This window comes from Pseudomonas sp. FG-3G (assembly GCF_901007645.1).
GTDB classification, from domain to species: Bacteria; Pseudomonadota; Gammaproteobacteria; order Pseudomonadales; family Pseudomonadaceae; genus Aquipseudomonas; species Aquipseudomonas rhizophila.
This window is the reverse complement of record NZ_CAAKGZ010000011.1, coordinates 36,582-48,440: the sequence shown is the minus strand read 5'-3', so window position 1 is coordinate 48,440 and position 11,859 is coordinate 36,582. Positions and strand designations below refer to the sequence as shown.

Here is an 11,859-nt window from a genome sequence, read left to right as displayed (position 1 = left end):
CCTGTGTGAGCGAGCCTTCTCGCGATGGCGTCCTCACAGTCGATATATCCCTACCTCCCAGACTTTTCGTCGACAACATAGAAAACATTATTTGCTTTATTTGTATACAAAAGCATAATTCGCTTCGTGCGAGTTCTTGACCATAAGGTCAAAAAACCTCGCCAGCCTTACCTGCCTCAAAGCAACGCCGCCACCCTCAGGGGGCGGGCGTGCTGGAAATAACAATAAAACTCTTGAGGAGTACTCGCTGTGGAAAGCCGCAAACCCGAAGCCCGGACGCTGGACCTCTCGCCGCCACTACGCGCTGGTTGGCTGGAGCGCATCTTCAAACTCAGCTTGCATGGCACCACGGTGAAGACCGAGCTGATTGCCGGTCTGACGACCTTCATCACCATGGCCTACATCATTTTCGTCAACCCCAACATCATGGCCGACGCCGGCATCGATCACGGCGCCGCATTCGTCGCGACCTGCATCGCCGCCGCCCTGGGTTGCCTGTTGATGGGCCTGTACGCCAACTGGCCGGTGGGCCTGGCACCGGGCATGGGCCTGAACGCGTTTTTCACCTACACCGTGGTCGGCACCATGGGCTACAACTGGGAAACCGCATTGGGCGCGGTGTTTGTTTCCGGGGTGCTGTTCATGTTCCTGACCCTGTCGCGGGTGCGTGAGTGGCTGCTCAACAGCATTCCGGTAAGTCTGCGTTACGCCATGGGTGCGGGAGTCGGGTTGTTCCTCGGACTGATCGGCCTGAAGACCGCCGGCATCGTCGTGGACAGCCCCGCTACCCTGATCAAGCTCGGCTCCCTGCACGAGCCCGGCCCGTTACTGGCTGCGGTGTGTTTCCTGATGATCGCCGTGCTCAGCTATCACCGCGTGTTCGGCGCGATCCTGATCAGCATCATCGCCGTGACCCTGGCCGGTTGGGGCCTGGGACTGGTGCAATACAACGGGGTCATGTCGACGCCTCCGAGCCTGGCGCCCACCTGGATGGCGATGGATGTGGTCGGCGTATTCAACGTCAGCATGATCAGCGTAGTGCTGGCGTTCCTGTTCGTGCACATGTTCGACACCGCCGGCACCCTGATGGGCGTTGCCCAGCGTGCCGGGCTGGTCAAACCTGATGGCAAGATCGAGAACCTGTCCAAGGCCCTGAAAGCCGACAGCGCCTCCAGCGTGTTCGGCGCCATGGTCGGCGTGCCGCCGGTGACCAGCTATGTGGAAAGCGCCGCCGGTGTCGCGGCGGGTGGCCGCACAGGGCTTACCGCCGTGACGGTTGGTGTGCTATTTATTGCCGCGATGTTCTTCGCACCCCTGGCCGGGATGATCCCCGCCTACGCTACCGCGGGGGCTTTGATCTATGTCGCCATGCTGATGATGGGGGGCATGGCCCACATCGAATGGGACGAAGCGACCGACAGCATCCCGGCCATCGTCACGGCCATCATGATGCCCCTGACCTTTTCGGTCGCCGACGGTATTGCGCTGGGCTTCATCACCTATGTGGTGCTTAAGGCCGGCACGGGTAAACACAAAGAAATTTCTGTCAGTCTGTGGGTGCTCTGCGCGATCTTCATCGCCAAGTTCATCTTCTTGTAGGCACGGGATTATTCATCAGCCTCACCCCGTCGGGTGAGGCGTTCTTGCATCAGGAGCAAAGCAATGAATCTGGAAACCTGGCTGTTGTTCAGCGGCGCCGCTCTGGTGGTGATCCTCATCCCCGGCCCACTGTCGTTGCTGATGATCGGCAACAGCCTGAACTATGGCCTGCGCCGTTCGTATCCGGCGTTTCTGGGTGGCGTGATCGCCTCGATTTGCCTGCTGAGCGCATCGGCGCTGGGCCTCGGCGCACTGTTGTTGGCGTCAGAGCAACTGTTCAGCGCCCTGAAGATGGTCGGCGCGTTGTATCTGTTTTACCTGGCCTGGCAGAGCTGGCAGCAATCGCGCCAGCCGTCCCAGGGTGCCGAAGTGCCCCAAGCCGCCGCCATCCCGCGCTTTCGCGCCCTGTTCGGCCGGGCATTCGTGCTGGGTGCCAGCAACCCCAAGGACATTCTGTTCTTCGCCGCTTTCCTGCCGCAGTTCTTGAGCGCCGAACAACCGTTCCTGCCGCAACTGCTGATCATGATCGCCACCTGGACCGTTCTTGACCTGCTCTGCAAGCTGGCTTACGGCCTCGGCGCCCACGGCGCGGCGCGGTATCTGCGAACGGGTAAAGGCCAGAGTTGGTTCAACCGCATCAGCGCAGGACTCTTTGGCGGTGCGGGCGCGGCCTCTTTGATGTCCACTCACTGAGTCCCTGACTTTGCGAAACAGCCTCATCTTTTACTCGAGGCTTTCGCAAAACGTAGAAACAACCCATCGATATACACCCCGCCAGGAAGCATCTTACATATAGGGCCACTCAATCATCGTTGAACAAGGACGTTCACAATGGCCCAGATTTTCCAGCCCGGCCCGGTGCCCGACGACTATGCCGTAGTCATTACCGACTTAGGCGTGCCTACAAATAAGCACACCATCGAAACACTCGATTTCAAGACTGCCGATGGGACGCAGCTGAGTTCGGAGCACAAACATAGACAAGCCCAACTCGAAATCGTCGATAAACTTTACGGCCCGCTGCACATCGGTTCCGTGACTGTCACCCGTTCAGCCCTGGATGCGTTAGGCGCAACCACCGATGGACAGCCGCTGAACGGCGACAATACTTTTTCCCGCAGCCCCAATCGTTTTTTCGTGAACTCGTTACAGTTCAACGCAAACAATATTGAAACACGGCTCAAACTGACCGCCGACGCAAACGACTATCGGCTGCCCACGTTGCTGTTTGAAATGGCGAGCCAGCGCTCACCCGCCGCGCCCCCATTATTGAGGCAAACGCCTGAAACACAGGCCGAACCCGCCAGCCATCGGAGCACGCTGGAAAAACTCCTGAAATCGGCCCAAAGGCTCGATATACAAGGGCTTAGCCATGGAGCATTCAGTTGGGCAAATACAACCAAGAGCAATATCCTCATCCCTACAGGACTTGGACTTCAGGCCTTCGGAATCTATAGCGGTCTGCGCGGCCTGCAAGACGCCATCCGTAACAAGGACTCCTACCAGACCATTTTCAATGGGACCAGCGTGGCCGCCGAAGTCGCTTCAATCGGTGTCGAAGCTGCGGTGACCAGACAAGCCTCTCAGATGATCAGGGCCGGCCAACGCTCCCTCGAGGGCTTTGCCAAAACGACCTTTGCCACGCGCCTCGCCCGTGGAAGTGGGCTGATTGCCAGCGTCCTGACACTTCCTTTCGATATCATTGCTGCGGTTGATTCTTTCAAGGCGGCTGCCCACGCCACTGGCAAAGAAGCCACCGACCACTATGTCAGCGCAGCCTTGAGCGTCACCAGCGCCGCGATGACCTTAACCATTGGCATAGCGGCGCTGGCGGGATTTGGTTCAGCCGGTCCAGTGGGCCTTGCCGCCGGACTTATCCTGGTGGTTGGCTCACAAATCTGGGGCGCGGTTCGTCAAGTCGATGACATCGACGACTATATAGAACTCACCGTGCACGAGCGTCTGCGCACCGGTTGGTTGGCCTTCTGGGCGATGGGCCCTGACAAAGATATCCAGGATCGCTACACCATCGCCAAGGCTACCGCCGAACATACAAAGCTGCTGCAGGCCAATGCCTCGCACTTGCTCAAAGGCCCACTGAAAGACAGCACTGAGGCAATCGTAAACGGCACATTCAGCGTGGAACTCGAACCGGTGCCTTACAACACCTGGAACTGGTGGACCGGTGCCAGGTACCGGGCGACGACAGTCCGTCCGAAGATCAAAGACAACGACGACCGGATCGATGCGCGTAAAGGCGTTACGGCTCAGACGCCCGGCGCAGTCATTGAAACGTCGGCCGAACATAAAGCTATCCACTGGTACATCGGCGGCGGCAACGACACCGTGGAAGGCGTCGAAAACAAGCCAAACGTCTTTCACTACGGGGCGGGCGTTAAAAAACTGACCGGGGGCACAAAAGACGACGTGTTTATCTTTGAAGGCTCCACGGAAACCCTCAGTGAAACGTCAGCAAATAACCTGGTAGGTGGCTTGGGCAACGACACCCTGGTGTTGTCGGGCCGTAGCAGCAGTCATCAGGAGCCGCGTCTGGGTTACCAGGTCGACCTGGACGCCGGGCAAGTGTCCATCATCACTCAAAAAAGTCATGACACGCAGAGCAAGCGTCATCGCCACGCGGACCTTGAAAGCATTGAAAACGTAGAAATTCCCGAGGGCGGTGCCAACATCATCAAGGGGACAGCCGGCCCAAACATCATCAGGTCCCGCGGCAACGATTCAATCGACGCCGGCGCGGGAGATGACCGAATTTTCATTCTCAATGGAAATAACCGCAACGCAGACGGAGGACCGGGTGAGGATATCTATGCCATCGCTCATAAACCCGGCCACGTTTCCATCACCGAAGATGGTGTGGACAACAGCGTCATCGCGCTGGACTGGAGAGCTGACCTGATTGAAAGCTGGCGAATTGAAGACGGTCATCTGGTCATTACTTCATGCTTTGATGCAAGCGACCGGGAGTTTCGCAAAGTCACCATCAGGGAAGTCTATGAAGACTCTGCTTTTCCAAGAGCCTTACAAAACAACAGACTGACGTTCATCACCCAGGATGGCTACCATTTGGTACCCGACCTGCCCGATACGATCGAATCCAGCAGCCCGCTCGACATTGAAACAGTTGTGGTGCAGCCAGGCACACCCCGCAACCCGGCTATCCTGCCTGATCGAAGCGAGCAGCCGATCAGCCATGACAAAGACACCAGCTACTATGTTTCACATCTCAATGAACTGACCACACTCAAGGTCAAACAAAAAAGCGAATTTTCCACCACCCTTCATCTTAACTACGCCAACGCCGAGCTGACCCGTATCGAGGCCTACTACAAGGCTCATGTCACTCAGAAAGATGAAGGGGACAGCATCAAATATGGCGAATGTGGCCTGACCTTGCACTTTGGTGTTCGCCAAGTCGTATTGAAAAATCTGGCAAGTTCCGATGAGCGCTATAGCGCGCAAAACGCGAAGACCGGTCGGCGTGCATTTTCCGCCCTCGGTTCGCATCATACTTTTATCCTCACCCTGAACGACGGCTCGTCGTACCGTATGGTCCAACCCTCGCCCGACTATGGCCTGTTGCTGGACGAAACATTCATAGGTAAAGATCCGGTGGCATGGAAAACAGACGTTCCATTGCCATTGACGCCTACCAAAAAGAAATACGCCTATCTACGACCCTTGGACAAAAAACCTTATTACATGCGCAGCTGGGCAACCTGCGCCCTGCTGACATCGCCCACGGAACAAACGGGTATCGAAGTCCTGATTGGCGAAGGCGCCACCTACCTTGTTCACCTGAGCCCGAACATGACGCTACGCCTGTCCACGCCAGGTGCATTGGCCGGCGCCAATCCTCGGTTACCCCGTGCCTCCCTATGGGAGTTGGATGCCACGCGCCTGGGCCAAGTCGAGATAAAACTGTCCTCCAACCTGCTGCAAATAGGTGGAACGACCATCCATCTTCCCGTCTATGAAGCTGAAGACCTTGTCGACCCGATACGAGTCATCACTGCACAAGGCGTTGTTCATGCTGTCGACAGCCTGTTTGAGCGGGTTTATGTAGAAGCGCTTGATGGCCGGTATTTTGCCCCGCTCACCGACCCCAACATCCCATTGCCCAGCGAACTGTCGAGCCTGACATCCGAAGAACTGAAGGTTCTTCACGTTGCTGTCAAAGATGGGTCTCCCGGCACACTGAGCTACAACCTCAGAACCCGTAAATGGATCCTTGACACCGATAAGTCCCGAGTCATTGAGGCGGCGAACCTGAGAAAAACAGACCTGTGTGACCACGCCCTCAAGATCTATCAGGATCTGGCCCGCGAGGGGCTCAATCAGACGCCGCCCCTGGGTGATGACACACTTCGTCTGTTGCGGGAAAAATGCGTGGAGCTGATAGAAAACTTCACTTTGGACAACTCAGTGATGTTTGCGCGGGCGTTAGCGCTGAGCGCAGTCTTCGGCATAAGGCTCTCGCAATTGAGCTGGTTCCTCTCATTGGCTGAGGCATCTCCCGAACCTACCTGACCTTGAAGAACGTCTTCGACGGTTTCTTTCACACGCCATACATATGTAGTGCACCTGTCTGCTGGTTTTCCACGAACATCCTGGAACCCAGGGCCTGTCAGCCTCCGGCTCTACGACAGGCCATTAGCTTGATACCTACTTGAATCATCAATATTCAAACTCAAGAGCAGACATTTTCAATGAGTCCAAGACGAAACACCCGACCCACGCTAACCAAGTCGTCCCCTGATACGCCTCACTCCAGTCGCGATACGTCACTGGACACAATGCTCGGCAATCCCCTGAGAGGCGCAGAGATGGATCAGGCGTCCGGCTCGCCAACCGGACGCCAAACTGAAGCGACTGAATCGCAGCGCCCGACCGTCCAGGTATCCGAAATCGCATCCGCGACAGCCATCAGTGATGGCTCCCTGTCGGTATCGCTGGACAATTATTACCTTTCCCCTGAGCTGGTGCCCCTGTTATCGGAGCCGGACGCAACCTCTGGAATCCGCACGTTCAAGACACGCACCTACGTTGAGCTTGCAGAGGGAGGGACGGTGCTGCTTGGACGCGATTCCGAACAGAACTACAGAGCCCGATCAGGCACTGAACTTGTTGCCTCCGGACCACGCCTGGAACAAGTGGAGGGCAGCCTTCTATGGCGTCCAACTGCGCACCGCGACGTGACGCACCACAGTGATTCCAATCTCCCGCCTACACGGGCATTCAGGAAAAACTGGGGGGTTGACCCAAGATTCACGCTGTCCGAATTGATCACCATAAACAATGTTCACTATAAGGTGGTGACACGTACCGACGCGCGAGAATCCCCGATCACCTACATTCAGTCACCCGCTCATCCCATCTATGATTTTGACCTGTTGGAAGCCACCCTCAGGCATATGCCTGACGAGCAACCCCGAGGCGCAATACAAGTTCCGCCGGACAACCATTGGGAAATTGACGCCAGGTTACCCTTTGAAAAACCACTGACCGCTTACGTCAGGGATTTTTTTCCAGAAGTCACGACCATCACCCTGGAAAATATCGCAAGAAGGCAATTTGAACTCAGCAATGACTCGCCGTTCGCCGACTCTGCGGGTTTGACCGCACTCCGGCAGATTTACAGCAGTTGGGAAAACGCGACCTTCTCGCCACATCCGCAATGGTCCGATCCACTGTTGATGCTTCCGATTCTTCCAACCTCTTCGGCGTCCCGAGGCGCTGCCCGCTCGATAGCCTTGCCTAACCCCTCCTCTACAGGAATATTGAATCGGTTGGATTTTGATCCCCTGCGGTTCCAGCGACAGTGGCTTCTTTATCTGACGTCGTACTCGCCAGTGGAATTCAAACGCTTTATGGCCGCCCTTCTGACACGTAATGGCTATACAGTCATTGAGCCCAACTCTTTCAACAGTTTTCCCGCTTTGGTATTTCGCCGCACAGGGCATGACTATGTATTTTTCATGAGCCTGCACCGCACCAGAATTCCGAAGATTTCCCTACCCATGTATATGGATCCCAAGACAGCCGAGCTGCGCCTGGAAACCCAGGTTGGCGGAGTCGCTGCGAAAGCCGTCAACGATGCCCACAGTGCCAATAAAATCATCTGGCTCAAGGGCGGTACTGAAATCCGTCCCGGCGTTGCAGACACGATTTTTATCATCCGGGATGACAATTCCAGGCTGTAAATACACGGCTCAAAAAAAAGCCCGCAGTGTGAGCGGGCGAAAAACCAAAGAAGCTACATGCGCAGTCGCTTCCAGGACAAGGCAACTGCTTGGGGGATCAGCTGCCTCGATACGTTGAGTAGGCGTAGGGCGAAATCAGCAGGGGCACGTGGTAATGCTCCTGCTCGGCCGAAATGCCGAAGCGCAGCACCACCACATCCAAGAACGCCGGCTCGGACAGCTGGACGCCACGGGCACGGTAGTAATCGCCGGCATGGAATTGAATCTGATAGACGCCGCTACGGTAGTCATCCCCTTGCAACAACGGTGCATCGCAACGGCCGTCGCTGTTGGTCAGCGCGCTGGCGACCAATTGCAGTTGCGTACCTTCGACGCGGTACAGCTCGACCTTGATCGAGCTGCCCGGGCAGCCGTGCGCGGCATCCAAAACGTGAGTAGTCAAACGTCCCATTGATTGTGCGCGCCTCGCTGCAAGCAGTTCGGCCCGACGCCTCCTGAATCAGTTGAAAGACAGGCCGCACCGTTTCGGAGCACGAAACGCTGCGGCGATGAGCGAATTAAGACACTTTAAATGAAAATTGTACACAATAAAAAACAGAAATTTATCGCCTGCCATATTCGAGAAGGGTTCAGACCCGATCAGTAATAAAACCAACAGACACACAGGATTGTCATACCTTAGCTGACCAAATGGGCAGGTTTCTTGCAGTGTAGACACGCCAGAGGCAGCAGTGAAAAATGCAAAAAATCAGGCTTACAAAGTGCGCATAAAGTTGTATACAATCAACCCATCGCTGTGACGCCAGCCTGTGATTCATCGCCCAGGCGCCACCTACATGGTTCGAACAAGAAGGAAAACTGCAGTGAGCGCTGACTACCCACGCGACCTGATCGGTTACGGCAGTAACCCTCCCCACCCTCAGTGGCCGGGCAACGCCCGTATCGCCCTGTCCTTCGTGCTCAACTACGAGGAAGGCGGCGAGCGCAACGTGCTGCATGGCGACAAGGAGTCCGAAGCGTTTCTCTCGGAAATGGTTTCGGCGCAACCGCTGCAGGGCGAGCGCAACATGAGCATGGAATCGCTCTACGAATATGGCAGCCGCGCCGGTGTCTGGCGGATCCTCAAGCTGTTCAAGGAATTCGATATTCCGCTGACGATCTTCGCGGTGGCCATGGCTGCCCAGCGCCACCCGGATGTGATCCGTGCCATGGTCGCCGCCGGTCACGAGATCTGCAGCCATGGCTATCGCTGGATCGACTATCAATACATGGATGAAGCCCAGGAACGCGAGCACATGCTCGAAGCGATCCGTATCCTCACCGAAATCACCGGCGAACGTCCGTTGGGCTGGTACACCGGCCGCACAGGCCCCAACACCCGCCGGCTGGTCATGGAAGAAGGCGGTTTTCTCTATGACAGCGACACCTACGACGACGACCTGCCCTACTGGGAACCGAACACCCCCACCGGCAAGCCGCACCTGGTGATTCCGTACACCCTGGACACCAACGACATGCGCTTCACCCAGGTCCAGGGTTTCAACAAGGGCGACGATTTTTTCCAATACCTCAAGGATGCCTTTGACGTGCTGTATGCCGAAGGCAGCGAGGCGCCGAAGATGCTTTCCATCGGCCTGCACTGCCGCCTGATCGGCCGGCCTGCCCGTCTCGCGGCCCTCAAGCGGTTTCTTGAATACGCCAAGGGTCATGAGCAGGTCTGGTTCAGCCGTCGCGTCGACATCGCCCGCCACTGGCAGCAGACCCACCCACATCCGGGCGCTTTGAAATCAGGGGCTTCGAAATGACCGCATTCCAGACCCTCAAGCCTTCGACCTTGAGCCGCGAAGCGTTCGTCAAAGCCTTCGCCGACATCTACGAACATTCGCCGTGGGTGGCCGAAAAGGCTTTCGACCTGGGCCAGGACCCATCGATCGACCAGATCGAAACCCTGCACCAGCGCATGAGCGACATCCTGCTGTGCGCCGATCACGCCAGCCAACTGGCGCTGATCAACGCACACCCGGACCTGGCCGGTAAAGCCGCCGTCCAGGGCCAACTGACCGAGGCCAGCACCAACGAACAGGCTGGCGCCGGTATTCACCAATGCTCGAGCGATGAGTTCCAACGCTTCACCGAGCTGAACGAGGCGTACAAAGCCAAGTTCAAGTTTCCCTTCATCATGGCGGTAAAAGGCAGCAACCGGCATCAGATCCTCGCGGCGTTCGAAACGCGCATTCACCACTCGGCAGATACCGAGTTCAAATGCGCGCTGGCAGAGATCAACAAGATCGCGTTGTTCCGATTACTGACTCTTTAGCAAGCAGCCCTGAGGCCCAGGCCCCTGCAAGCATCCCCAGCCAACTTATTAAAGGCAGACAAGAAGAATGAAAGCTTACGCCGTACCCTTCGAGAAGTTCGTCAACCTGGCCGACGCCCGCCTGGGCACCAAGATCATTTCGGTCACCGATGACTGGTTCGCTGACGCCAACCGTCTGTTCCAGCCGACTCCGGCCGTATGGAAGGAGGGCGTGTTCGATGACAACGGCAAGTGGATGGACGGCTGGGAGTCGCGCCGCAAGCGCTTCGAAGGCTACGACAGCGCGGTGATCCGCCTGGGCGTGCCGGGTTCGATCAAAGGCGTGGACATCGACACTTCATTCTTCACCGGTAACTACCCGCCGTCGGCGTCCCTGGAAGCCTGCTTCCTGGCCTCGGGCGAACCAGACGAACATACCCAATGGACTGAAGTGCTGTCGGCCGTGGAACTGCAAGGCAACAGCCACCACTACCATGAAATCAGCAATGACCAGGCCTTCAGCCACCTGCGCTTCAACATCTACCCCGATGGTGGCGTGGCCCGCCTGCGGGTCTACGGCATTCCGTACCGCGACTGGTCGGCCGTGGGCGACAACGAACAGATCGATCTCGCCGCGGCCCTCAATGGCGGTCGCGCCCTGGCCTGTTCCGACGAACACTTCGGTCGCATGAGCAACATCCTCAACCCAGGTCGCGGGGTGAACATGGGCGACGGCTGGGAAACCGCCCGTCGTCGCACCCCGGGCAATGACTGGGTGATTGTCGCCCTGGGCCATGCCGGTGAGGTCGAGAAAGTCATCGTCGACACCCTGCACTTCAAGGGCAACTACCCGGACAGCTGCTCGATCCAGGGCGCGTTCGTCAAGGGCGGCACCGACAGCCAGATCGAAACCCAGTCGCTGTTCTGGCGCGAGCTGCTGCCGAGTCAGAAACTGGAGATGCACGCCGAACACACCTTCGCCGAGCAGATCAAGGCGTTGGGGCCGATCACCCACATCCGCCTGAATGTGTTCCCGGACGGTGGCGTGAGTCGCCTGCGGGTGCTTGGCAAGGTGTCGAAATAAGAGTGAACCCGAATCGCGAGCAAGCTCGCTCCCACATTTGAAATGCATTCCCCTGTGGGAGCGAGCTTGCTCGCGATGGCGGCACAACAAACAACACAGAATTCAAGGTAAGAAGACCAGCATGCGCACACTCCAGATCGAACCGTTGACCAAAGAAGCCTTCGCCCCGTTCGGTGACGTGATCGAAACCGACGGCAGCGATCACTTCATGATCAACAATGGTTCGACCATGCGCTTCCATCGCCTGGCGACGGTTGAAACCGCCGAGCCGGACGACAAGGCGATCATCAGCATCTTCCGCGCCGAGGCGCTGGAGATGCCGTTGACCGTACGCATGCTGGAGCGCCATCCGCTGGGCAGCCAGGCTTTCATCGGGCTGCTCGGCAACCCCTTTCTGATCGTGGTCGCGCCACTTGGCGATGTACCTGTATCAGGCTTGGTCCGCGCCTTCGTCACCAACGGCAGGCAGGGCATTAATTACCATCGCGGCGTCTGGCACCACCCGGTGCTGACGATCGAAAAGCGGGATGACTTCCTGGTGGTTGATCGCAGTGGCACAGGCAATAACTGCGATGAGCATTTTTTCAAAGAGGATGAGTTGTTGATCCTCGCCCCCCACCAATAAGAGAAGCGTCCGATCACGCGAAAACAAGCGTGAC

General features: G+C 57.2%; 9 protein-coding genes. 8 read left to right on the top strand and 1 reads right to left on the bottom strand.

What is annotated here, in order from left to right:
• Positions 1-249: 249 nt before the first annotated feature.
• From PSEUDOMOFG3G_RS05530 to PSEUDOMOFG3G_RS05515, 4 genes are all read left to right on the top strand, one after another.
• Positions 250-1,599 carry an NCS2 family permease gene (locus tag PSEUDOMOFG3G_RS05530; RefSeq protein WP_139049416.1) on the top strand — a complete coding sequence of 450 codons (1,350 nt, stop codon included), beginning with the start codon at positions 250-252 and terminating at the stop codon, positions 1,597-1,599.
• A gap of 63 nt (positions 1,600-1,662) precedes the next feature.
• Entirely contained in the window at positions 1,663-2,292 is a 630-nt protein-coding gene (locus PSEUDOMOFG3G_RS05525) for a LysE family translocator (protein WP_047229631.1), read from the top strand.
• Between the two features lie 138 nt (positions 2,293-2,430).
• The gene (locus PSEUDOMOFG3G_RS05520; protein ID WP_177500505.1) at positions 2,431-6,147 is read left to right on the top strand and encodes a calcium-binding protein; all 3,717 of its coding nucleotides are present in this window, start codon (positions 2,431-2,433) and stop codon (positions 6,145-6,147) included.
• A 296-nt stretch (positions 6,148-6,443) separates the two neighbouring features.
• On the top strand, positions 6,444-7,820 hold the full coding sequence (locus PSEUDOMOFG3G_RS05515; protein ID WP_139049415.1) for a hypothetical protein: 1,377 nt from the start codon (positions 6,444-6,446) through the stop codon (positions 7,818-7,820).
• Between the two features lie 97 nt (positions 7,821-7,917).
• On the opposite strand, the gene uraH is transcribed toward PSEUDOMOFG3G_RS05515, so the two are convergent.
• On the bottom strand, positions 7,918-8,271 hold the full coding sequence (uraH, locus tag PSEUDOMOFG3G_RS05510; protein WP_139049414.1) for a hydroxyisourate hydrolase: 354 nt from the start codon (positions 8,269-8,271) through the stop codon (positions 7,918-7,920).
• A 412-nt stretch (positions 8,272-8,683) separates the two neighbouring features.
• Between uraH and puuE the strand changes: the two genes are divergently transcribed.
• The 4 genes from puuE to PSEUDOMOFG3G_RS05490 all read left to right on the top strand — a co-directional run bounded on the left by puuE (position 8,684) and on the right by PSEUDOMOFG3G_RS05490 (position 11,825).
• Positions 8,684-9,625 (top strand): allantoinase PuuE, encoded by a 942-nt coding sequence (gene puuE / locus PSEUDOMOFG3G_RS05505; protein WP_076383794.1) that lies wholly within the window; start codon positions 8,684-8,686, stop codon positions 9,623-9,625.
• Positions 9,622-10,137, top strand: coding sequence for a 2-oxo-4-hydroxy-4-carboxy-5-ureidoimidazoline decarboxylase (gene uraD, locus PSEUDOMOFG3G_RS05500; RefSeq protein WP_047229635.1), 516 nt, complete (start codon positions 9,622-9,624; stop codon positions 10,135-10,137). Before puuE ends, uraD begins: the two co-directional genes overlap by 4 nt.
• Before the next feature lie 67 nt (positions 10,138-10,204).
• Positions 10,205-11,200 carry an allantoicase gene (gene alc, locus PSEUDOMOFG3G_RS05495; RefSeq protein WP_139049413.1) on the top strand — a complete coding sequence of 332 codons (996 nt, stop codon included), beginning with the start codon at positions 10,205-10,207 and terminating at the stop codon, positions 11,198-11,200.
• Positions 11,201-11,321: 121 nt separating this feature from the next.
• A complete protein-coding gene (locus tag PSEUDOMOFG3G_RS05490; protein ID WP_139049412.1) occupies positions 11,322-11,825 on the top strand; it encodes an ureidoglycolate lyase in 504 nt (167 codons plus the stop codon).
• The last annotated feature ends 34 nt before the right edge of the window (positions 11,826-11,859 follow it).